Genomic DNA, 26,890 nt, shown 5'->3' with positions numbered 1-26,890 from the left:
TCAGTGATTTATTGGCCGTCTTGATTGACGCTCTAGTCCCCCTGAGGACGCTTTCGCCGGATGCGCGAGGTAATCCTCGAGAATCGGCCCGATCACCGCGAGCGAGCTCGGGTCGATCATCTGGTTGTGCTCGCAGCCGACCGCGAACTCGTGAATCCCCTTTGTCACGAACGGAACCCACTCGTCCACCGAATGCACAACCGGCTCGACATGGGCGGAGGTCCGCGAGTGCCGTCCGCCGCCGCCGTTGCTGTGCGCACCGGCGCTCGCGGGACTCGTTCGGCCGTTTGCGTGCCGGCCAGCGGACTGATCGTGGCCGGTTCCATTGTGCTTCGGGCTCTCCGGGTGATTCGCCGAGAAGAACAACATGCCGCCGTCGAATGCGGTCGGGCGGAAGTCGGCCATCATGGCGGCCGACGACGTGAACCCGGCGCTGATTCGTTGCAGGTGCGCAGGCGTGATGCCGGTGACCTGGCCCAGCGACGCGTTGAACAGTTCGACCGCTCGTTCGTAGGTCGGCTCGCCCTCGGACTCGTCGACGTGCGCACCGAGCCCGCGGAGCAACTCCGCGACACTCAACGTCGGAGCCGGACCGCTGTCCGGCGTGACGTAGCTGTCCAGCACCGCCAAGGTGGCGACGTCCTCGCCCCTGCGACGAAGCTCGACGGCCATGGCGTGCGCGATGACGCCACCGAGGGACCAGCCCATCACGTTGTACGGTCCGTGCGGCTGGACCGTCATGATGTGGTCGACGTAGGTGGCAGCCAGTTGTTCGATGGAGCCGAAGTCCTTGCCGCCACCGATCATGGGCAACTGCAAGCCGTACACCGGACGATCGGCGTCGAGGTGCTGGGTCAGACCCGAGTAGCCCCACGACAATCCGATTCCGGGGTGGACGCAGAACAGCGGCGCCTTCGAACCGGTTGCCCGCAGCGGGACCAGCACACCCAACGCCTCGTCGACGGCAGCGGAGGCGACCGATGCGGGACCCGACTCGAGCAGTTCGGTCACGCGGCGGGCGATCCCGGCCGGTGTCGGATCGAGGAAGAGCAGCTGCAGCGGAATCTCTGCACCGACCCGGCTCTGCAGTTCGCTGATCACCCGGGTGGCGACCAGCGAGTTGCCACCGAGATCGAAGAAGCTGTCGTCGGTGCTGACCCGTTCGATGTGCAGAACGGCGGCGAACACCTCGACGACCGTCTCCTCCATCGGCGTGGCCGGCGCCAGCAGCTCATGGGCCTTCGACTCGAACGTCGGTACCGGCAAGGCCCTCCGGTCGAGCTTGCCGACCGGTGTCAGCGGGATCTCGTCGAGAATGACGATCGCCGCAGGCACCATGTGCGACGGCAGCTGACCGGCAACGTGCGATTTCAGCTCCGGAATCTCGATCGGCGGCACACCCGACGTCGTCACCACATAGGAGACGAGCACGGTGTCACCGGAAGGTCCGGTCTGGCCGATCGTCGTCGCGAAGGCAACACGGGGATGGCTCGCCAGCGCCGTGTCGATTTCGCCGAGTTCGATGCGGAAGCCACGGACCTTCACCTGGAAGTCGCTGCGACCGATGTACTCGAGGTTGCCGTCCTTGCGCCACCGGACGACGTCACCGGTGCGGTACATCAGCTCGCCCGGCTCGCCGTAGGGGTTGGCGACGAAGCGCTGCGCAGTCAGTCCGGCGCGGTTGTGGTAGCCACGGGCCAAGCCTGGACCGCTGATGTACAGCTCCCCCGCCACGCCGACCGGCACCGGGCGCAACCGGGTGTCGAGAACGACGTCGGCGAAGCCACGAGCAGGTCGACCGATGTTGACGACCTCGCCGGGCACCATTTCGGCACTGACGCTCGCCTGAATGGTCGTCTCGGTCGGTCCGTAGCCGTCGTACATCCGCCGCCCTGGCGCGAACCGCGCGACCAGCTCGGCCGACGCTGCTTCGCCACCGACGATGAGCACTCGCAGATCCTGAAGTTGCGTCTCGTCCATCGAAGCGAGCGCCGTCGGTGTGATGAAGCAGTGCGTGACTCGTTGGTCGCGAAGCAGATCGGCCAACGCTTTGCCGCCGAAGACGGTCGGCGGCACGATCACTGCTGCGGCGCCGGCTGAGAACGCGATCGTCAATTCGAACAACGAGGCATCGAAGCTCGGCGACGCCAGGTGGGCGACCCGGGATTCCGCTGTCGCCCCGAAGTGGTCGAGCTCCTCGGCCAACAGGTTCGACAGCCCGCGATGGGTCACGATGACGCCCTTGGGCTTTCCAGTGGAGCCCGACGTGTAGATCAGGTACGCCGGGTGCGAGATCTTCAGCGCGGCTGTGCGGTCGTCGTCCGTGACGGCCGCTGCCGAAGCCGACGCCACCTGGGCCTCGACGTCGGCATCGTCGAGCGCCAGCCACGGCACGAGCCCGGGCAGCGCCGGCACGTGCGTTCCCAGTGTCAGGCCCAGCATTGCGCCGGAGTCGCTGAGCATGTGCTCGATCCGGTCCGACGGGTAGGTCGGATCGACCGGCAGGAACGCGGCGCCGGCCTTCGAGACCGCCCACTCCGCGACGACCGACTCGATGCACCGCGACATCGCCAGTGCGACGAACGATTCCGGACCGATACCGCGCGCGGCGAGGACTCTCGCGAGCCGGTTGGACCGCGCGTCGAGCTCCTGGTAGGTCATCTCGATATCGCCGTAGACGAGCGCGATGGCGTCCGGGTCGATCGAAACCGAATCGGCAAGCAGCTGCGGGAACGTCGCAAGCTCGACGGCCGGATTACCGCGGGCCGGTGCGAGAACGGAAAGCTCTGCGGCGTCGAGCAATTCGATATCGCCGACGACCACCTGCGGGTCGGCCGTGACCGCTTCGAGAATCCGGATGAAGCGATCCGCGAAGCCCTGGACCGTTTCGGCCTCGAACAGGTCCACCGCGTAGTCGATCGCCGCGCCGAACCCTGCCGGGGCACCGGTCTCGGTGAACTCTTCCGAGATGTTGAACTGCAGGTCGTACTTGGCGACCGGGTTGTCGAACCCGACCCCCTCGACCGTCAGTCCGGGCAGCTCCACCCGTGGCATCTCGTTGTTCTGGAACGCGAGCACCACCTGGAAGAGCGGTGAGTACGCACCCGAGCGTGCGGGGTTGAGCACCTCGACGAGGCGCTCGAACGGCAGATCGGCGTGGCCGAAGGCGCTCAGGTCGACACCGCGGACGTGCTCGAGCAGGTCGGCGAAGGCGACACCGTCGCCGACTCGGCTCCGCAACACCAGCGTGTTCACGAACATGCCGACCAGGTTGTCGAGCGCGGCATCGCCGCGACCCGAGATCGGCGTACCGACCGAGACGTCGTCGGTGCTGCCGAGGCGACCGAGCAACACAGCCAGCGCCGCGTGGACCGTCATGAACACGGTCGAATTGTGTTCGCGCGACAGCGAAATCACCTTGGCGTGCAGGTCGGCATCGATCTCGAACTTGACCCGGCCACCGACGAAGGACTGCTGAGCAGGCCGCTGGTGATCGGCAGGCAACTCCAGCACCTCGGGGACACCGGCCAGCTGTGCGCGCCAGTACTCGAGCTGAAGCGACGCAAGGCTTTCCGGGTCGTCCGTGCGTCCGAGTGTCTCGTGCTGCCAAATGGTGTAGTCCGCGTACTGGACTGCGAGCGGCGCCCAGCCGGGCTCGTTGCCCTCGGTCCGCGCCGTGTAGGCGGTCATGACGTCGACCGCGAGCGGTCCCATCGAGAATCCGTCGGCGCAGATGTGGTGCACCACAAGGGCGAACACGTGCTCGTCGTCGGCGATCCGGTACAGCTGTGCCCGGACCGGAACGCGCTCGGCGACGTTGAAACCGGTCGTCGCGAGGTCCACGATGGCGGTCTGCAACTGCTCGGGGCCCGATACCGTGATCGGCGCGAGCTCCGGAACAACCTGTGCCGCAGTGAGAACCCGTTGAGTCGGGTTGCCGTCGACGACAGGGAAACGCGTGCGAAGCGATTCGTGGCGCTCGATGACGTCGCGAACCGCCGCGGCGAGTGCATCGACGTCGAGAGTTCCGGTCAGCCGGATCGCGAGCGGAATGTTGTAGGCGGGCGACATCGTGTCGAACTGGTTGATGAACCACATGCGCTGCTGAGCGAAGGACACCGGAATGTGTTCCGGCCGCTCGGCAACACGCAACGCCGGGCGGGCACTGCCGCCGTTGGCGTTCTCGGCTGCCGCGGCGAGGTCCTGCACGGTCGGGCCTTCGAACACGGCCCGAACAGCCAGGTCGATGCCGAGTGCTGCGTTGATCCGCCCGATCACCCGAGTCGCGCTGAGCGAGTTGCCGCCCAGTTCGAAGAAGCTGTCGGTGCGTCCGACGCGATCGATACCGAGCACGGCGGCGAAGACTTGCGCGATCACCTGTTCGGTCGTGGTGCGCGGCGCGCTGTATCCAGAAGTGCTGCCGGTGAATTCGGGAGCAGGCAGAGCCGAGCGGTCGAGCTTGCCGACCGGTGTCAACGGAATCTCGTCCAACGCCACGATCGCGGCAGGCACCATGTGTGACGGCAAGTGTGCCGCAAGTTCCGCGGTGAGCACGTCGGTGTCGATCGAGTAGCCGCTGGTTGCGTGGACGTAGGACACGAGGACCGTGTCGCCGGACGGTCCGGGACGGCCCATGGTCACTGCGAAGCCGACCGCCGGGTGCGTCATGAGCGCGGTGTCGATCTCGCCGAGTTCGATGCGGAAGCCGCGGACCTTCACCTGGAAGTCGCTGCGACCGATGTACTCGACCGTGAACCCGCCCTCGACCGTCCTGGCCCAGCGCACGACGTCACCTGTGCGGTACATGCGTTCGCCGGGCTCGCCGTATGGATTGGCGACGAAGCGTCCAGCGGTGAGCGCGCCACGGTTGTGGTAGCCGCGCGCCAAACCTGGTCCGGCGATGTACAACTCGCCGGCTGCGCCAACCGGCACGGGCCGCATCGCGGAGTCGAGCACGACGGCCGCAACTCCCCTGACCGGTCCACCGATGGTGATTGGCTCACCGACGACGAGCGGGGCGCTGATGTTGGACATGACGGTCGTCTCGGTGGGTCCGTAACCGTTGCTCATCGAGCGACCGGGTGCCCATCGTGCGACCAGTTCGCTCGGGCAGGCCTCACCGCCGACGACGACGTTTTGCAGAGTGTCGAGTTCGGCGGGTTCCAGCGTCGCAAGTGCCGCAGTGGCAACGAACGCGTGCGTGACCCGTTCTGTCGCAATGAGTTCCGCCAGTTCGGCGCCACCGTAGACGGTCGGGGGTGCGATGACCATCGTTGCGCCTGCACCGAAGGTCAGCAGGTACTCGAAGATCGCGCCGTCGAAGCTGGGCGTGCAGAAATGCAGAGTGCGCGAGTACGTCGTCGCCTCGAAGCGCGACGTGATGTCGGCGGCGAAGTTGTCCAGACCGGTGTGGGTGACGACGACGCCCTTCGGCAGTCCCGTCGAACCCGACGTGTAGACCACGTAAGCCGCGCTGCTCAGTTCGATGTGACCCAGTCGATCGGAATCGGTCACTGCCTTACCGGATTTCGCCGAGCACGTGGCAACGAACGCCGGATCGTCCAGCAGCAGCCACGGCACGGTGTCGCCGAGCCGGTCACGGCTGTCGCTGACACAGATACCCAGTGCCACACCGGAATCGCTCAGCATGTGCTGGATACGGTCCGCGGGGTAGCGCGGGTCGATCGGCACGAATGCCGCGCCGGTCTTGGCGATTGCCCAGGTCGAGATCATCGAATCGATCGAGCGAGACATCCCGAGCGCGACGAACGTCTCCGGGCCGGCACCGTTGTCGATCAAGACGCGGGCGAGGCGGTTGGAACGCTCGTCGAGTTCGCGGTAGGACACGCGCCGACCCTCGAAGGACAACGCGATCGCACGAGCCGAAATCGCTGCCGCGTCGGTGAAGATCTCCGGCAGCGTCCGGACCGAACCGCCCTCGCCACCGCGCACCGGTGCCAGCGTGGCGAGCTCGGTGTTCGACAGCATCCCGACGCGTGCCAACTGCTGCTCGGTATCGGCCGCGATGGCGTCGAGAACGCGGGTGATTCGCGCACCGATTTCGCCGACGGTCACCGAATCCAGCACCGACTCCTGGTACTTCAGCTTCACGTGCAGGCGGTTGTCGGCGGAAGCGACCACGGTGAGCGGGTAGTGCGCGGAGTCCGTGCCGTAGATGTCGCGGACCTTCATGCCCGCGATGTCGGTCTCCTCGGACATCCCGGCGCGATCGACCGGGTACGACTCGAACACCGTGAGGGTGTCGAAGCCGACGCCTGCTCCGGCGGCCTGCTGGATGGCGGGCAGGCTCACGTAGTGGTGGTCGAGCAATGCGGCCTGCTCGGACTGGACGCGATCGAGCAAACTGCCGAGCGTCTCGGCTGCTTGCAGCGTCACTCGCACCGGCACGGTGTTGATGAACAGGCCGATCATCGCTTCGATACCCGGGACCTGCGGCGGGCGGCCGGAGACCGTGGCGCCGAAGACGACGTCGTTGCGAGAGGTCAACGCGCCGAGCACGATTCCCCAGGCGGACTGGACGATCGTGTTCAACGTGATGCCGCGGCCACGAGCGATGTCACGCAGCGCGGTCGTTGCGGTTTCGCCGATCGAGATCGTGTGCTCGCGACTGACGTCGTCATGGGTGCGGCTCGGGTCGAGCGGTGCGAGCAGGGTGGGCTCGTCGACGCCGAGAAGCGCGTCGCGCCAGGCACCGAGTGATTCCTGCGCCGACCGCTCGGTCAGCCACGCCAGGTAGTCGCGGTAGGACCGCACGCGCGGTAGCACCGCAGCGTCGCCATCGGTTGCGTACAGCGTCAACAGCTCTCGCACCAGCAACGGTGTCGACCAGCCGTCGAGCAGGATGTGGTGGTTGGTCAGCATGAACCGGTAACGGTCTGCAGCGGTCTTGATCAACGCCATGCGGAGCAGCGGTGCCGCGGTCATGTCGAAGCGGGTTGCGCGGTCGGCCGCGACGAACTGCTCGATTGCATCGTCCCGGTCGGCTGCGGCGAGGTCACTGAAATCCACGACGTCGAAGGGCAATTCGACGCGGTCGTGGACGATCTGGACCGATTCACCGTCGGAGTCGGCGATGAACGCAGTCCGTAGGTTCGCGTGCCGATCGAGGAGGCTCTGGCCGGCGCGGCGCATCCGCTCCGCGTCGACCTCTCCCCCGAGTTCGAGGGTCAGCTGCACCATGTAGGCGTCGACGGTCTCGTCGGAGAGAATCGCATGGAACAACAGCCCGGACTGCAGCGGCGAGAGCGGCCAAATGTCGGTCAGCTCTGGGTACGCCGCTTCGAGGCGTTCGATGCCGGCCTGGCCGACATGCACGAGCGGGAAGTCCGACGGTGTGAAGCCGCCGGAGCCGGAGCTGTTGGCATAGCCCGCGATCGACGTCAGCGCGCGGGTCCACAGCTCGGCCAACTCGGCAACTTCGGAGGCGGTGAGCACACCGGCCGGGTAGGCGAAGGAGGCGCTCAGGCGCGGTCCGTCGCTCGTCGTCCGGGTGACAGCGTTGATGTCGAGTGCTGTCGCGACCGGCATGTCGGAGTTCTCCGCGTCACCGAATCCGCCTGCGGCCGCTGACGTGTCGATCGGCAGCCACTCCGCGTTCGGGCCGCCCGAGCCGGCAAATCGGCCGAGGTAATTGAAGCTGACCTGCGGTGCCCGCAGTTGCGCCAGTTCATCAGCCGTATCGGCGTTCAGGTAGCGCAGCAGTCCGTAGCCGATTCCGTTGTCGGGGATCGAGAGCAACTGCTCCTTCACGGCTTTCACCGCGGTACCGACGGCGATGCCGCCGGCGAAGGCGTCCTCGATGTCGACACCGGCGAGGTCGAGGCGGACTGGGTGAATCGTGGTGAACCAGCCGATCGTGCGGGCAAGGTCGGCGCCCGGGACGATGTGGTCCTCGCGGCCGTGGCCTTCCAGGCTCAGCAGCGCGCTGCGATCCCGATTGCCGCGCCACTTGGTCAGCGCCATTGCCAGCGCGGCGAGCAGACCGTCGTTCACGCTGCCGTGGAACACCTCCGGCACCGCGGTCAACAACGTGGCCGTCACGTCGGCACTCAGCTCGACGTCGACCTTGGCCAACGTCGCGCCGATATCGATCGTGGAATCCAGTGCCCGCGAACCGATCAGCTGATCGGGTGCGCTGACGATGGAGCGCCAGAGTTCGAGTTCTCCGCTGCGTGCCTGGGCTGCGTCGACGAGACCATGCGCCCAGCGACGCATCGACGTCCCAACCGGAGCGAGCTCAGGTTTGCCGCCTGCCACGATCTGCGACCAGGCAATTGCGAAGTCCGGCACCAGAATCCGCCACGACACACCGTCGATGACGGCGTGGTGAGCGACGACGAGCAGTCGCGCGTCGCCAGTCGGTGCGACCAGCCACACGAACTGCACCATAACGCCGTGCTCGGGATCGAGCCGGCCGGCTGCGTCGTCCAGTTCGACCGAGGCAATCTCGAAGAACTTGGCGCCTTCGACGGCGTCGACCTCGACCTTGCGAATCAGATCGGCAGCGTGGATCGCACCCGCGGGCACGACCGTCATCGACGACGCGTCACGGTCGAGCCGCGATCGCAGCATGTCGTGGTGATCGAGGACCGCTTGGATGGTCTGTGCCAGAACGGTGTCGGTGATCCCGTGCGGGAGCATCAGCGCTGCGGACTGGGAATGGCGCGTGAAGTTTTCACCACGTGCCAAGAGCCAGTCCATGATCGGCGTGAGCGGCAATTCGCCGGTGCCGCCGCCATCGAGTTCCTGGAGCACGGAGAGACCACTGGTATCGGTGGGGACGGCAACTTCGGCGAGTCCGCCGACCGTCTTGCGCTCGAACACGTCGCGCGGCGTCAGGTGCAGTCCGGCTGCCTTTGCCCGCGAGACCAGCTGGATCGACATGATGCTGTCGCCACCGAGGCCGAAGAACGAATCCTCCACGCCTACCTGGGTGTGCGGGTCCAAGCCGAGTACCTCGACGAACAGTTGCGCGAGCAACTGTTCCGGATCGCTCGCCGGTGCACGGCCCGAACCGACCATGTATTCGAAGTCCGGTGCGGGCAGGGCCTTTCGGTCCAACTTGCCGTTTTCGGTGAGCGGCAGCTCGGGCAGAACGACCAGTGCCGAAGGCACCATGTACGACGTGAGCTCGCGGCCTGCGAATTCGAGGACCGTCGAACCTTCGAGCGCGACACCGTCTTCGGGCACCACGTAGCCGACGATGCGGTCGGAGTTGCCGCCGTCCTTGCGGACGATCGCGATCGACTGTGCGACACCGGGGCAACGCAGCAGCGCCGACTCGATCTCGCCGAGTTCGATGCGGAAGCCACGAATCTTGACCTGGAAGTCGCTGCGGCCCAGGTATTCCAATCGGCCGTCGGAGTTCCAGCGGGCGACGTCACCGGTGCGGTACATCCGCTCGCCCGGTGCGCCGGTGGGGTCTGCGACGAAGCGACTGGCCGACAGCGCATGCCGACCGAGGTAGCCGCGGGTCAATTGCGCGCCCGAGACGTACATTTCGCCCTTGACCCCGATCGGAACCGGGTGGAGGCGCTGATCGAGGACCGAGACCCGCAAGCCCGGGATCGCCCGACCGATGACGCTGGCTGCGGCCGCAGCGGCGAATTCCTTGGTCAACGCCAGGTGGCTGACGTGCACCGTGGTCTCGGTGATGCCGTACATGTTGACCAGCGTCGGGCTGTTCTCATCGTGGCGGTCGTACCAGCGGGCGAGCTGACCGAGGTCGAGTGCCTCGCCGCCGAAGACGATGTAGCGCAACGCCAGGTCGGAATTGCCGGCGGCGCGGTCGGCCTCGGCCAGCTGGTAGAACGCCGTCGGCGTCTGGTTCAGGACCGTGACGCGTTCGCGAACGAGCAGTTCCAGGAACGCTTCCGGCGAGCGGGCCGTGTAGTAGTCGACGACGACGAGCTTGCCGCCGTGCAGCAGCGGTCCCCACAACTCCCAGACGGAGAAGTCGAAGGCGTAGGAGTGGAACATCGTCCAGACATCGGTCTCGTCGAACGCGAATTGTGCTGCCGTGTTGGCGAACAGCGTTACGACGTTGCGGTGCTCGACCATGACGCCCTTGGGGCGACCGGTCGATCCCGAGGTGTAGATGACGTAGGCGACGGAATCTGCGCGCAGCGGCGAGATCCGGTCTCGGTCGGTAATCCGTGCGGGCGAACGGGTCTCCACCTCGGCGCGGTAATTCGGCGAGTCCAGGAGCACGGTCGGCAGATCGCCGACGGTGAGCGAGGCGAGCTCCGCTGTTGCCGAGATGAGGCAGACCGGCTTTGCGTCCGCGAGCATGAAGGCGAGCCGGTCGTGCGGGTACATGACGTCGATGGGCAGGTAACCACCGCCGGCCTTGATGACCGCCAGCAGCGCGACGATCAAGTCGTTGGAACGCGGCAGGGCGACGGCGACCAAGGTGTCGGGTCCGACGCCGAGTTCGATGAGTCTGCGCGCCAGCCGGTTCGTGCGGGCTTCGAGTTCGGCGTAGGTCAGCGAAATGTTCTCCGACACAACGGCGATGGCCATGGGATCCTTGGCCACGGCGCGCGTGAACAGTTCGGCCAAATGCGCAGATTCGACGTCGACGCTCGGGGCGTTCCATTCGGTGAGCATCGCCTGACGCTCGGCAGCGTCGGTGATCTCGATGTCGCCGACCGGAGCGGTCGGGTCCACTGTGATCGCGCCGAGCACCCGGAGGAACCGGTCGGCGAAGCCACGGACCGTTGCCGAATCGAAGAGGTCCGTCGCGAAGGTGAATGCGGCGTCCATTCCGGCGGGCTGACCAGCGGAGTCGTAGCGCTCCGACAAGGTCAGCTGGAGATCGAATTTCGACACTCCGAGTTCGAAATCGACTGCGTCCACTGTCAATCCCGGCAGCTCGAGGTGGGCCTGCTCGTTGTTCTGGAATTCGAGCAGAACCTGGAACAGCGGCGAGTACGCCGTATTCGACTCGACATCGAGTACGTCGACGAGCCGCTCGAACGGCAGGTCCGCGCGGCCGAACGCACTCACGTCGGCTTCGCGGGTCGCGTCGAGGAGCTCGGCGAACGAGCGATCCGCTGCCACGTTCGTCCGCAAGACGAGGGTGTTGACGAACATGCCGACCAAGTCGTCGAGTGCGGCCTCGCCGCGGCCTGCGACCGGGGTGCCGACGGCGATGTCCTCGGTGCCGGACAGTCGTGCCAACAGGATCGACAAGGCGGCGTGCGCGACCATGAACTGGGTCGAATGATGTTCGCGGGCAAGTCCGGTCAGTGCGGTGTGCAGCTGCTCGGAAATGTCGAACGTGACGACGTCGCCGACGAACGACCGGCGAGGTGAGCGCGGCCGGTCGGTCGGCAGATCGATCAGCTCTGGCAGACCCGCCAGTGCCGACTTCCAGGAAGCGATCTCGCCGCTGATCCGCGATTCGGGATCGTTTTCGGAGCCCATCATTTCGCGCTGCCAGATCGCGAAATCGGCGTACTGCACGGCCAACGGCGCCCAACCGGGTGCGCAATCCTGCGACCGCGAAACGTACGCGGTCATGACGTCGCGTGCCAGCGGTGCCATCGAGAAACCGTCGGCGCAGATGTGGTGAACCACCATCGCGAAGACGTGCTCTTCAGGGCTGACCTGGTAGAGGGCGGCACGGACCGGAACCTGCTGCGTCACATCGAAACCGCCGGTGAGGTGGGTTTCGAGTTGTGCACGCAGGTCGGTCTCGTCGGCGACGACGATCGGCGCGAGGTCCGGAACAACCTCTGCCGCAGGCACGATCTGCTGGATCGGACCTGTGCCCACGGTCGGGAAGTAGGTCCGCAGGCTCTCGTGCCGCTCGACGACGTCCGCGATGGCCGCCTGCAGCGCACCGAGATCCAGTGCGCCGGTGAGGCGAATCGCGAGCGGGATGTTGTAGGCAGGCGACGAGGTGTCGAACTGATTCAGGAACCACATGCGCTGCTGGGCGAACGAGACCGGCAGCCGGTCCGGACGCTCGACCGCTGCCAACCGTTGCCGCGAGCCCGTATTCGCTTGCGGGACAAGTGCGGCGATTCCTCGCACGGTCGGGGCTTCGAAGATGGCGCGGACGCCAACCTCGGTGTCGAGGGCCGCGTTGATGCGAGCGACGACACGCGTCGCGCTGAGCGAGTTTCCGCCCAGCTCGAAGAAGTTGTCGTCGGCGCCGACTCGCTCGGTGCCGAGCACTGCTGCGAAAACCTCGGCGATGGCACGCTCGACGGCGCCCTGCGGTGCGGTGTACTGCGCTGCCGCACGACCGAACTCAGGCGCCGGCAATGCCTTTCGATCCAATTTGCCTGCGGGTGTCAGCGGCACGACGTCCAGCAGCACGACGGCGGTCGGCACCATGTGCGACGGCAAGAACTCGGCGACGTGTGCGATCAGATCGCGTGCGTCGGCGTCGGTGGCGCGAACGTAGGAGACCAGGACCGTCTCCCCCGTCGGGCCGGGACGGCCGATCGTCGTCGCGAACTGCACCGCCGAATGCGACTTCAGCGTGGCGTCGATCTCGCCCAATTCGATGCGGAAGCCGCGGATCTTCACCTGGTGGTCGCTGCGACCCAGGTACTCGAGTTCGAGTGCCGGTCCGCGCACCTTGCCGGTGGGCTTCCACCGCACGACGTCACCGGTCCGGTACATCCGAGACCCTGCTGCCCCGAAAGGACTTGCAACGAAGCGCTCGCCACTGAGCGACGCGCGATTGCGATAGCCGCGCGCCAAGCCCGGACCAGTCACGTAAAGCTCGCCCGCGACGCCGACCGGCACCGGCTGCAGCCGCCGATCGAGGACGACGTTGCCGTAGCCCAGCGGCGGTGCGCCGATCGTGACCGCGGTGCCCGGGGCCAGCTCGCCGCTGATCGCCGCGACGACCGTCGTCTCCGTCGGTCCGTATGCGTTGAACATCGACCGTCCGTCGGCCCACTGCGCGACCAGTTCGGGCGGGCAGGCCTCGCCACCGGTGATGACGCATTCGAGATCGGTGAGACCGGACGGATCGACCGACGCCAGCGCGGCAGGAGTGATGAATGCGTGCGTCACACGTTGTGTGGCAAGCAATTCGGTGAGTTCCTCGCCGCCGTAGATGGTCGGCGGTGCGATGACCATGGTTGCGCCGGTGCCCACTGCCAGCATCAGTTCGAGGACCGATGCATCGAAGCTGGGCGAGGAGAAATGCAGGGTGCGCGACGAGCGATCGGCACGGAAGCGGATGCGCTGATCGGACGCGAAGTTGTCCAGTCCGGCGTGGGTGACGACGACGCCCTTCGGCAGACCCGTCGAGCCCGAGGTGTAGATGACGTACGCCGGATTGTGAATGTCGATCTGGCACAGCCGATCCGAATCGCGGACCGCCCGGCCGGACCTGGCCGTGTAGCGCTCCTCGAATTCGGCATCGTCGATGACGAGCCACTCGACTCCCGGCGTGAGCGTGTCGTTCACGAACGTGTCGATGCTCGCGCCGACCGTAAGTCCGAGCGTGGCACCGGAATCGGTGAGCATGTGCTCGATCCGGTCAGCCGGGTAGTTGGGGTCGACCGGGACGAACGCCGCGCCGGTCTTGGCAACCGCCCACACCGCGAGGACCGATTCGATCGAGCGGGAGATACCCAGCGCGACGGTCGTTTCCGGGCCTGCGCCGTGGTCGATGAGCGTACGGGCCATGCGGTTGGACCGACGGTCGAGTTCGCGGTAGGTCACCTCACGGTCGAGGTAGGAGAGCGCAATACCTTCGGGATCGATGGCTGCCGCGTTCGACAGCAGGCGCGGCAGGCTGCGATTGGTGCGACCGCGACGGCCGCGGACCGGTGCCAACCTGCGTCGCTCGGCGCTGGTGAGCAATTGCAGCGACGCGATCGACTGGTCGATATCGGTGATCATCGCGTCGATCACCCGGTGAATGCGGGTGCCGATGCCCTCGACGGTCGGGCGGTCCAGCAGGTCGGTCTGGTACTGCAGCGTGACGTGCAGCTGCGTGTCGACAGCAGCAACGACCGTCAGCGGGTAATGCGTTGCGCTGCCGCCGTGTACGTCGAGCACGTTCATGCCTGCGATGTCGACGTGCTCGGACAGTCCGGCGCGATCGACGGGGTAGGACTCGAACACGGTGAGCGTGTCGAATGCAACCGCCGGTCCGGTGGCGCGCTGGATATCCGGCAGCGCCAGGTAGTGGTGATCGAGCAACGACGCCTGTGTTGCCTGCACCGTGTCGAGCAACTCGCCGAGGCTCTGGCGGTAGTCCAGTGTCACGCGAGCGGGCAGCGTGTTGATGAACAGGCCGATCATCGATTCGATGCCCGAAATCTGCGGCGGGCGACCCGAAACCGTCGTACCGAAGACAACGTCGTCACGAGACGTCAACGCACCGAGGACAATTCCCCAGACCGTCTGAACGACGGTGTTGAGGGTGACGCCACGGTTGCGAGCGAGGTCGCGCAAGGCGGCCGTTTCGAGCTCGGTGAGCGACAACTCGACGTCTGACGAGAAGGCTGCGTAGGTATGTCCGCGCTCGACGGGTACGAGCAGCGTCGGCTCCTCGACACCGGCGAGAGCGGCGGCCCACACACCCTTCGACTGCTCGACCGAGCGGTCACCGAGCCACGACAGGTAGTCGCGGTACGGACGCACCCGCGGCAGCACCGATTCGTCACTGTCGGTGGCGTACAACGTGATCAGCTCGCGCAGGATCAGCGGCGTCGACCAGCCGTCGAGCAGGATGTGATGGTTGGTCAGCATCAGGCGGTAGCGACCCGGTGCGGTCTTGATGAGCATCAAGCGCAGCAGCGGCGCGACGGCCATGTCGAAGCGGTTCTCGCGGTCTTGCGCGCAGGCCTCGTCCACCGCGGCGACAACGCCGGAGGGATCGACGGTGCTGAAGTCCAGCGAGGTCCACGGCAGCGTGACCTGCTCGTGTACGACCTGCACGGCCGGGCTGGTGGGATCGGCCGGGTCGACGTCGGCGACGAACGCGGTCCGCAGATTGGCGTGCCGGTCCAGCAACTTCTGACCGGCGCGGCGGAAGCGTTCCGGATCGACGATGCCGCCGAGTTCGATCGTCAGTTGAACCGTGTAGGAGTCGATGGATTCCGTCGCGAGCAGCGCGTGGAACAGCAGACCGGACTGCAGCGGCGACAGCGGCCACAGATCGCTGAGCGCGGGGTACGTCGCCTCCAGGCGATCGATGCCGACCTGTCCGACGGGTACGAGCGCGAAGTCGGACGGCGTGTGGCCGCCTGCTCCGGATGCGGTGGCGTGCTCTGCAATTGCGGTGAGCGCCTCGCACCACAATGCTGCGACGGCGTCGACCTGCTCGGCCGACAGCACGCCGGTCGGGTAGGTCCAGGTTGCCGTGAGCTGTGCACCTGCTGCGGTCTCTGTGGTCACAGCGTTGATGTCGAGGACGTTCGCCACCGGCATGTCGGCGTCGCCTGCGACGTGCAGATCGATCGAGTCGTCTGGCAGCCACGCTCCGTCGGTCTCTGCGTTCGCATACCGACCGAGGTAGTTGAAGCTGACCTGTGGCGTCGCGAGTTCGCTGAGTGCACTGCGGGTTTCGGCGTCGAGGTAGCGAAGCATGCCGAAGCCGACGCCGTGGTCGGGCACCGCAAGCAGCTGTTCCTTGACGGCCTTGACGGCCGAGCCGGCAGCCGGGCCACCGGCAAAGGCGTCGGCGATGTCGACACCGCTGAGGTTCAACCGAACTGGATGGATCGACGTGAACCAGCCGACTGTGCGGCTGAGGTCCGCACCGGGAACGACATGATCTTCGCGACCGTGCCCTTCGAGGTTGACCAATGCAGACGACCCACCACGCCATTTGGCAAGGGCGAGACCGAGTGCCGCCAGCAGTCCGTCGTTCACGCTGCCGTGGAACACCTCTGGCACCGTGGTGAGCAGGATGTCGGTGACCTCGGGGCTCAGCTCGACACTGACCTTCGCGGTCGTTGCGGCGACGTCGACGCTGGAATCCAGTGCGCGGGAACCGATGAGCGGGTCCGTACCTGCGAGTGTGCCGGTCCAGAAATCGAGTTCACCGCGACGCTCTGCGGCGGCCTCGACCAAGCTGTGCGACCACCGGCGCATCGACGTGCCCACGGGTGCGAGATGCGGCTCCCCGCCTGCATTGTGCTGTGCCCAGGCGATTGCGAGGTCTGGCACGATGACGCGCCACGACACGCCGTCGATGACCATGTGGTGCACGACCATCAGCAGACGCGAGGCACCGGACGGTGCCCGCAGCCAGACGAGCGCGACCATCACGCCGCTGTGCGGATCGAGGCGGTCGTGCGCTGCGTCGAGCTGTTGCGTTGCTAGCGAAGCGAATTCGGGGGTGCCCGGCTCGGCGTCGACCGCAACGGTCCGAATCGTGTCGGCCGCACGGACCGAACCGACAGCGCCGACCTCGAACGCGCTTGACGTGAGCGTCGCGCGGAGCATGTCGTGGCGATCCAGGACTGCCTGCACTGCTGCGGTCAACCCCGCTTCGTCGACCTCGGCGGGCAGCGTCAGAGCCGCTGCCTGCGCAAATCGACCGTAGTGTTCCGTGCGCTCGAGCATCCATGTGACGACCGGCGTCAGCGGGACCTCGCCGACCCCGCCGCCCGGCAGCTCTGCGAGGACGACTGCGGCGTCGGCAGCGATCGGCGTCGCTACCTCGGCCAATCCGCCGACCGTCTTGCGCTCGAACACATCCCGCGGCGTGAGGAACAGGCCTGCGATCTTCGCCCGCGACACCAGCTGGATCGACATGATGCTGTCGCCGCCGAGGCCGAAGAATGAATCGTCGACGCCGACCTCGGTTTGCGAATCCAGTCCGAGTACCTCGGCGAACAGCTTCGCGAGCACGATCTCGGTTTCGGTGACCGGCTTGCGGCCGGTTCCGGCCAGCACCTGGAAGTCCGGTGCAGGCAACGCCTTCCGGTCGAGCTTGCCGGCTGGAGTAAGCGGAAGTTCGTCGAGGACGACGAGTGCCGACGGCACCATGTGTGGTGCGAGGAGCGTGCCCACGAAACGCAAGACCGCGCTCGTGTCGAGGTGTTCGCCTTCGCCGGGTACGACGTAGCCGACGAGCCGCTCTGCGGTCGCGCCGTCCTTGCGTGCGGCGACGACGGCGCGTTCGATGCCGTCGAATTGCATGAGCGCGGACTCGATCTCGCCGAGCTCGATCCGGAAACCACGGACCTTCACCTGGAAGTCGCTGCGGCCCAGGTACTCCAGCTCGCCTTCGGCGTTCCAACGGACAACGTCACCGGTGCGGTACATGCGTTCGCCCGCGTTGCCGAACGGGTTCGCGACGAAGCGCGAGCCGGTGACTGCGGGACGGCGATGATAGCCGCGTGCCAATCCGGTACCCGTGATGTACAACTCGCCAGCGACGCCGACCGGAACCGGATGCATCCGGCCGTCGAGGACCAGCGAACCGACACCGCGCGTCGGGCGACCGATCGTCACCGGCACACCGGGAACCATCGCATCGCTCATGCTCGCGACAACTGTCGCTTCGGTCGGACCGTAGGCGTTGAACATCCGCCGACCCGGGGCCCATTGCGCGACCAGTTCGGGTGAGCAGGCGTCGCCACCCGTTGCGACGCAACGGACCTGACCCAGAGCAGCCGGATCGACCGACGCGAGCGCGGCGGGCGTGATGAAGGCGTGGGTGACGTTTTCGTCCGCAAGCAACCGCGCGAGTTCGTCGCCGCCGAAGATCGTCGGCGGCGCGATCACCATGCCGGCACCCGCGCCGAATGCCATCAGCAGTTCGAGAACCGACGCGTCGAAACTAGGCGACGAGAAGTGCAGCGTCCGCGAATCCGGTGTGACATCGAACCGTTCGGCCATTTCGGCGGCGAAGTTCGCCAGGCCGTAGTGGGTGACGACAACGCCCTTCGGCTTGCCGGTCGAACCCGAGGTGTAGATCAAGTAGGCCGGATCGCCGAGGCGCAGCGGTGCGCGCAGTTCGTCGGCATCGATCGGAGCCGACGAGGCGTCGGGTGTCGCAACGTCGACGACCAACCACGGCGTGGTCTCTGGCAGGCGGCCGAGCTTCTCCGAAACGGTAAGTCCGAGTGCGGCGCCCGAATCGCTGAGCATGTATTCGATTCGGTCGGCGGGGTAACTCGGATCCACGGGCAGGAAGGCGGCACCCGCCTTGGCGATTGCCCAGACCGAGACGACGGACTCGATCGAGCGCGACATCGCGACCGAGACAAACATTTCCGGTCCGACACCGCGGCCGATCAGGATGCGTGCAAGTTGGTTGGACCGCTCGTCGAGTTCGCGGTAGGACACTGCGCGGCCCTCGAAGGACAGCGCCATCGACTCGGGATCGACGGCCACTGCGCGCGCCAGCAATTCGGGCAGCGTCAGCGGTGTCGTGTCGAGGTCACCGAGAACCGGTGTGAGCGAGGCACTCTCGCGCTGATCGAGGATATCGATGTCACCGACTGCGTGCCGGGCATCGTTGCTGACTGCGTCGAGAATCCGTACGAATCGTGCTGCGAAGGTCTCGACCGTCGTGGCGTCGAAGATGTCGGTCGCGTAGGTGAAGCTTGCGCTGACACCGGCGGGTGCGCCGGTCTCGTCGAAGTCTTCGCCGAGGGTGAGTTGCAGGTCGAAGTTCGCGATCCCCGACTCGAGGTCGAACGGCGTCGCCGTCAGGCCTGGCAGTTCCAAGCTCGGCCGGGCGATGTCCTGGAACTCGAGCATCACCTGGAAGAGTGGTGAATAGGCCGTGGACCGTTCCGGATTCAGCAGCTCGACGAGCCGCTCGAACGGGACGTCCGCGTGCGCATACGCCCGCAGGTCCGTCTCGCGAACCTGTGCGAGAAGGTCTGCGAACGACGCTGCGCCCATGACCTCGGTGCGCAGGACGAGGGTGTTGACGAACATGCCGACCAGGTCGTCGACCGCGCGATCGCCACGACCGGCGATCGGGGTACCGATCAGCACGTCGTCGGTGTCACCGAGTCGGCCGAGCAGGACCGCCAGCGCGGCATGCATCGTCATGAACACGCTGGAACTGTGTGCGCGCGCCAAATGCACTACCTTGCGGTGCAATTCGGCGTCGATCTCGAAGGTGACCTTCGACCCGCGCGCATCGCGGCGAGTGGGCCGCGGGCGGTCCAGCGGCAACTGCAGCAGGTCCGGCGCACCCGCGAGGGCACCCCGCCAGAAGTCGAGCTGCTTCGACGCCAGTGACTCGGGATCGTTTTCGGAGCCGAGCAGTTCACGCTGCCATGCTGCGAAGTCCGCGTACTGGACTTCCAGTGGCGCCCACTGCGGTTCCAGCTGCGCGACCCGGCTGCTGTAGGCGACCATCACATCGCGGACCAGGGGTCCCATCGAGAAGCCGTCGGCCGAAATGTGATGCACGACAACGACGAGTACGTGCTCGGTCGGGCCGGCTTCGAGCAGTACCAGCCGGGTCGGGACCTCGGAAGCCACGTCGAATCCCGTGGCTGCGACGCGAGCGATCGTGTTGTGGAGATCGGCGTCGGCCACGGGATTCGACGACAAATTGCGCAACACCTCGTGAGTGGGCACAACCTGTTGCGTGGGCTCGTTGCCCACCATTGGAAACTTCGTGCGAAGCGACTCGTGCCGCTCGAGGACGTCGGAAATCGCGGCTTCGAGTGCGGTGTGGTCGAGGTTGCCGCCGAGGCGAACCGCGATCGCGACGTTGTATGCCGCCGACGACGTGTCGTACTGGTTGATGAACCACATGCGCCGCTGGGCGAACGACACCGGCACTGGATTGGGCCGGGTGGTCGCGCGAAGCACCGGGCGACCCGATGCCGTTGCCGACGAGATGCGGCCAGCGAGGCCTGCGACGGTCGGTGCGTCGAAGACGTCGCGAACGCTGACCTGTGCGCCGAGTGCGGCGGCGGCGCGTGCCGCGAGTCGTGTTGCCACCAGCGAGTTTCCGCCGAGGGCGAAGAAGTCGTCGTGGATGCCGACGCGGTCGGTGCCGAGCAGGTCAGCGAAGATCGCGACGAGGACCTCTTCGGCGCCGGACTGCGCAGCGACGAATTCGGTTGCGGTCGCTTCGAATACCGGTGCCGGAAGCGCCTTGCGATCGAGCTTTCCACTGGCGTTCAGCGGGAAGGCGTCGAGCACGATCAGCTGCGCCGGAACCATGTAGGCGGGCAGTGTGGTTGCCACGGCGGCCTTCAGTGCCGCGGTGTCAACGGTGGCATTCACCTGCGGCACAACGTAGCCAACGAGCGCCGGACCGGTCGCCGGGTCGTTGTGGACAACAACGACGGACTGCGCGACCGTCGGCTCGGCGAGAAGGGCGAGTTCGATCTCGGGCAGCTCGATCCGCAGACCGCGGACCTTCACCTGGAAGTCGGTTCGACCGATGTATTCGAGATTTCCAGATGCCATCCAGCGCACCAGGTCACCGGTGCGGTACATGCGAGCTTCGGGGGCGAACGGGCTGGCGACGAAGCGGTCGGCGGTCAGGGCCGCGCGGCCAACGTACCCCCGGGCAAGCTGGGTGCCCGCGAGGTACAACTCCCCCGCTACTCCAACGGGGACCGGGCGCAGGCGTTCGTCGAGCACGTAGAGCTGGGTGTTCCACACCGGAGCGCCGATCGGCACGACCGTGTGGTCGGCGGCTGTGCATTCCCAGTAGGTGACGTCGACGGACGCCTCGGTCGGTCCGTACAGGTTGTGCAGTGCAGCGCCACTGATCTCGCGCAGTGCGGCTGCGGTGGCGGGCGGCAATGCCTCGCCGCTGCAGAACACCAATCGCAACGAATCACATTGCTGGGCAACGGCACCCGCGGTGAAGGCCGAGAGCATGGACGGCACGAAGTGCAGCACCGTGACCTGCTGGTCGGCAATGAGCTGTGACAGGTACACCGGGTCGCGGTGTCCGTCGGGTGCGGCGATGACGAGCCGCGCACCGGTCTGCAAGGGCCAGAAGAACTCCCAGACGGAGACGTCGAATGTGGCTGGCGTCTTCTGCAATACGACGTCGGAACCGTCGATGTTGTACTGCCCCTGCATCCACAGCAGGCGGTTCACGATGCCGCTGTGGGTGACAGCGACACCCTTCGGACGGCCGGTCGAACCCGAGGTGTAGATGACGTAGGCCGTGTTCGACGGTCGAAGTGCGACACCCGTGACCGGCGCGGAATCGTTGCCGGACAGGTCGAGTGCGTCGATTTCGAGGACGGGAACGCTGGTATCCAGCGCTTCGCGGTCGCGTGTCGTCGTGAGCACACAGACCGGTCGGGCGCTGTCGAGCACGTAGGCATTGCGCGCTGCCGGATGGTCCGGGTCGATCGGCACATAGGCGCCGCCGGCCTTCACGATCGCGTACATGCCGACGAGCAGGTCGAAGGAGCGCCGCATCGCAAGGCCGACGAACTGCTCGGGTCCGACTCCGATCGACATCAGATGCCGGGCCAGCTGATTCGCGCGAGCGTCGAACTCGGCGTAGGTCAGTTCCTGACCGTCGAACACCAGCGCCACGGCGTCCGGCGTCTTGGCGACCTGCGCGTCGAACAGATCGACGAGTGTGCAGTCCGGCACGGCATGTTCGGTCGAATTCCACCGATCGAGAACGACAGTCCGCTCGTCGTCGCCGAGCAGGTCGATGTCGCCGATCGCGACGGTGGTGTCGTCCGCGATCTCGTCGAGCAACCGAACGAACCGCGTCGCGAAGCTTGCGACGGTGGCGGGGTCGAAAAGTTCGGCGGCGTAGGTGAACTCGGCTGCCAGTCCGCCGTCGATTGTCTCCGAGATACCGAGCTCCAGGTCGAACTTCGCCGCACCGCTGGACAGCGGGCTCACATCGACCTGAAGGCCAGGCAGCTGCAGCGTTGCCTGCGCGAAGTTTCGCAGAACGAGTAGCACCTGGAAGAGCGGGCTGAACGACGCCGAGCGTGGCACTGCGAGTGCCTCGACCAACCGGTCGAACGGCACCTCGGCGTTGCCGAATGCGGCGAGGTCCGTAGCGCGGGCGTCGGCGACCAGCTGGGCGAACGGCGTCGTCGGCGCGGTCTTCGTCCGCAGCACAACGGTATTCACGAACATGCCAACCATGTCGTCGAGCGCTGCGTCACCGCGACCGGCGACCGGCGTGCCGATGGCGATGTCCTGTGCGCCGCTCAGTCGCGACAGCATCGCGGCCAGCGCCGCATGCAGAACCATGAAGAGGCTCGCGTCGTGTCGAGCCGCGACATCGACGAGCTTGCGGTGCAAGTCCGCGTCGATCGAGAAGGTTTCGACGCCGCCGCGCATCGTCTGGCGCGCCGGGCGCGGACGGTCCGTCGGGAGCTCGAGCAATTCGGGCAATCCGGCAAGTGCGGATTGCCAATAGGAGACCTGCTGGCTGAGCAGACTCGAGTCGTCGGTGGCCGATCCGAGGAGATCGCGCTGCCACATTGCGTAGTCCGCATATTGCACAGTGAGTGGAGCCCAGGACGGGGCCTGGCCCGTGGCGCGTGCGGCGTACGCACTCATCACGTCGCGAGCGAGCGGCACCATCGAGTAGCCGTCGGCTGCAATGTGATGGACGACGAGCGCAAGCACGTGCTCGCTCGAATCGATGCGCAGCAGCGCAGTTTTCAGCGGCGACTCGGTCGTGACGGCGAATCCGGATCGGGCGATCTCCGCCAATCGCGCATCGAGTTCGCTCTCGTCGATGTCGATCGGTGTCAGATCGGGGAGCGCGTCGCCGACCGGGAGAACGACTTGCAGTGGTCCGTGGTCGGAATCCGGGAACACGGTGCGAAGGCTCTCGTGGCGTTCGACGACATCGCGGACCGCATCCGTCAATGCAGCGAGATCGAGCTCACCGCGCAGGCGAACAGCGACCGGAATGTTGTAGGCCGCGGACTCGGATTCCAGCTGGTTGATAAACCACAGCCGCTGCTGCGCAAGGGAAATCGGCACAGCGGTCGGGCGCTGGCGGGGCACTAGCTGAGGCCGGGCTGACGCTCGCGGTCCACGGCTTGTGACCCGGGCCGCGAGCGTCCGCACGGTCGGTGCCTCGAACAAGTCGAGTACACCGATTTCGGCACCGAGCGCGGCATTGACGCGCGCGGTGACGCGAGTGGCTACAAGTGAGTTGCCACCCAAATCGAAGAAGCTGTCGTCGACACCGACCTGGTCGGCGTTCAGAACAGCTGCGAAAACTTCGGCGATCGCGATCTCGGCTGCCGTCACCGGAGCCTGGTAACCGCTGGTCCGCCGATCGAAATTCGGTGCAGGCAAAGCCTTTCGATCGAGCTTGCCAGCACCGGTCAGTGGGATCTCGTCGAGGAGCACCAGCGCGGCCGGAACCATGTGCGCGGGAAGGCTCTTCGCCGCGTGGTCGATCAGGTCCTGCGTGGTGAGGCCGGCATTCGTCGACCGCGCGTAGGAGACGAGAACGGTCTCGCCCGATTCCCGCGTGTGCCCGAACGTGATCGCGAACGCGACATCGGGATGCGCCAACAGGGTGGCGTCGATTTCGCCCAATTCGATTCGGAAGCCACGGATCTTGACCTGCTGATCGGACCGGCCGAGGTACTCCAGCTCGCCGGACTCGTTCCAGCGGACGACGTCGCCGGTGCGGTACATGCGAGTGCCTGCAGGCCCGAATGCGCTGGCGATGAAGCGTTGTGCGGACAGTCCGGCGCGGTTTCGGTACCCGCGTGCCAGACCTTCCCCGGTGACGTACAGCTCACCGGGCACGCCCGCGGGCACCGGCTGGAGGCGACGGTCCAGGACGATCGCGCCGTAGCCCATCGGCGGCACACCGATCGGCGCACCCGCGCCGGGCTGCAATGCGCTACTGAGAGCTGCGACGACGGTGGTCTCCGTCGGTCCGTACGCGTTGAACATCGTCCGGCCCGGCGCCCAGGTCTGCACCAGTTCGGGTGAGCACGCCTCGCCACCGGTCACGACGCATTCGAGTTCGTCGAGGCCCGCCGGGTCGACCGACGCCAATGCGGCCGGCGTGACGAACGCGTGAGTGACGTGCTGTGTGGCAAGCAGATTCGCGAGTTCGGCACCACCGAAGACGGTGGTAGGTGCGATCACCATCGTCGCGCCTGCACCGACGGCGAGCATCAGTTCGAGAATCGATGCATCGAAGCTCGGCGACGAGAAGTGCAGCGTCCGCGACTCCGACGTCACGCCGTAGCGGTCCCGCTCTTCTTGGGCGAGGTTCGCAAGGCCGGAGTGGCTGACGACGACGCCCTTCGGCACGCCCGTCGACCCCGAGGTGTAGATGACGTAGGCCGGGTGCTCGATCCGCAACGAAGCGGTGCGCTCGGCATCGGCGATCGGAGCAGTGAAGCTCGTAGCCATCTTGCGCGTGGTCTTTTCATCGTCGACGACCAGCCAGTCGACGGTGTCGAGGAGGACGCCCGCGAACTCGGTCGTCGTGATGCCGAGCACGGCGCCCGAATCGGTGAGCATGTGCTCGATGCGATCGGCCGGGTACTTCGGGTCCACCGGCACGAACGCCGCACCGGTTTTGGCGACTGCCCACACCGCGAGGACGGATTCGATGGACCGCGGCAATGCCAGGGCGACAACCGATTCCGGACCAACGCCACGCCCGATGAGCAGGCGGGCCAACTGGTTGGAGCGTGCATCGAGTTCACCGTAGGTGAGCTCACGGTCGCCGAAGACGAGTGCGGTCCGCTTGGGGTCCGCCGCTGCGGCTGTCAGGATCTCCGGCAGCGTCTGCGGGACTGCACCGAGGCGGCCCAGGCGCGGGACCAACGCGACGTGCTCGGTGGTGTCGAGGATGTCGACGTCACCGACCGGCATCGTCGGATCGGCAGCGACGGCCTCGAGTAGGCGACGCAACCGGGTTGCATAGCCGTCGACGGTGGCGGATTCGAACAGGTCCGTGGCGAAGGCCACCCGCGTGTAGATGCCTTCGGCTGCCGTGCCGGCGCCGAGGTCCTCCCAGACGGTGACCCGCAGGTCGACCGCGGTGCCGAACTCTTCGGCTGGCTCGCGCTCGAGCAGAATCTGGAATGGCGGCTCGTTGTCGGCCGGCCGCGGCAGATCGAGTTCGGCGACCAAGCGGCGCAGCGGGATCTCCGCGTTCCGATACGCTGCCCCGTCACGTTCGTGCACGTCGGCGTAGACATCGTGGAACGACTGCGACAGGTCGATGCGGCTGCGCAGCGACACGAAGTTCACGTCTGCGCCGGTGCCGACCGGGGTTCCGATCACGACGTCGTCGGTATCGCCCAACCGGCACAGCAACACGGCGAGCGCAGCGTGGATCAGCGTGAAGACATCGGAGCCGATGCCCTCGGCAAGTTCGACGAGCTTGCTGTGGACGTCTGCGCGGAGTTGGACGTCGACCTTGTCGAGGCGGCCCGATCCGTGCGCCGGGCGCGGCCTGATGCACGGGAGGTCGAGTATGGCCGGAGCACCGTCGAGCTCGGTGCGCCAGAACTCCAGCTGTTGCGCCAGCCGTGCCAACTCGGCTCCGGCGTGTGCACTTTCGGCGTGCACGCTCGAAACCAGGTCGTGCTGATCGGCTTTCGCGAAGTCGTCGATGAGCTCGACGAACCGGCGATGGTGCTCGTGCAGCTCGGCGTCGCCGTAGCGATTGGGGTTGGATCGGAAGTCGACGAACGTCTTTGCCGGCGTTCCGGATTGGTAGATGTTGACCAGCAGGTCTTCTACCGGACCCGAGGTGATGATGTGGAACTCACCGACGATCGGTCCCAACTGCAGCGCCTGGCGGAACAACATCACGTTGACCATCGGCGCGTCGAACCGGCGCGAATCGCCACCGGCGTCTCGGCGAATGTCTTCGAGGCTGTAGCTCTGGTGGCGCAGCGCGCCCATCAGCTCGAGCTGAACGCGGCCGACCAGGTCGGCGATCGTGTCGTCGGCGCGGACGCTGATTCGAAGCGGCGCGACATTGACGAACATGCCGCCGGACTTGCGCAGCTGCATGGTCCGTCGACCCGACACCGGCATCTGGACGAGGACGTCCTCCTGCCCGGTCATGCGGGACAGGTAGGTCGCGAACGCCGCGATGAGGCTTGCCGGAGCTGCCCCACGTGAGCGCTGGTCGGCCTCGTTCAACCGCTCCATGACTTCGGCCGGCAGCGGCGCACTTTCGAGCTTGCTGCGCGCGGCGACGCGACCGATGGTGTGGCTGAGTGTCGAGCCGCTCCCCTGCGCCGGCGTGCGTTCTGCCCAGTACTTGCCGTCGTCGACGAATCGGCTCGACGACCGGTAGTCGAGGTCAGCCGTCGACAGGGTCCGCAGGTCGACTGCGGTGTTCGGTCCGGCGTCGGTGCCGTCGAGCGCGGCTGTGTACAGCGCGGCGATGCGGTTGACCATCGTCATCGCGCCGTAGCCGTCGAGGGCGACGTGGTGAATTCGGCTGTACCACAAGTGGTGCTGCTCAGCGAGCCGCAGTATGTACATCTCGACCAAGCGATGGCCGGCGAGGGTGATCGGCTTGGCGATGTCTGCGTTCATCCATTCCAGCGCTGCGGCGGCCGGATCTGCCTCGGAGCCGAAGTCCACAACAGGAATCGAACGGTCCAGGCTTGGGTCGATGAACTGGTAGGGCTCGCCGTTGATTTCGATGAGCTGCAAGAACGGCGATTGGAAGTCCTCGCCGGCCTCCACCGCTACGCGGCGGAGCAGATCGATCTGCAGGTCCCCCTGAAGCTCCACGTACTGCGCAATGACGATCGGTGTGTCCGGCGTCAGCTGCTGAGCGAACCAGACAGCTCGCTGACTTGCTGATAGAGCGAACGCACCCTCCGGAATACCGGCGGCATCGGTGTCACTGCCTTCGAATCGATCCGGACTCAGCGAACCCACGAGACTCCAGCCCCTGTCATTTGGTCGGGCTGCGCGAATCGCTTCACAACAACCCGAGCGCGGTATT

Annotated in this window: 1 protein-coding gene; it reads right to left on the bottom strand. The window is 66.4% G+C overall.

The features are described 5' to 3' along the window. A complete protein-coding gene (locus FGL95_RS22050) occupies positions 1-26,823 on the bottom strand; it encodes a non-ribosomal peptide synthase/polyketide synthase (RefSeq protein ID WP_338079974.1) in 26,823 nt (8,940 codons plus the stop codon). Positions 26,824-26,890 lie beyond the last annotated feature (67 nt).

It is taken from the genome of Antrihabitans stalactiti, assembly GCF_012932915.1.
GTDB lineage: Bacteria > Actinomycetota > Actinomycetes > Mycobacteriales > Mycobacteriaceae > Antrihabitans > Antrihabitans stalactiti.
Note: the sequence above shows the minus strand (reverse complement) of the source record. Positions and strands in the feature narration are given on the sequence as shown.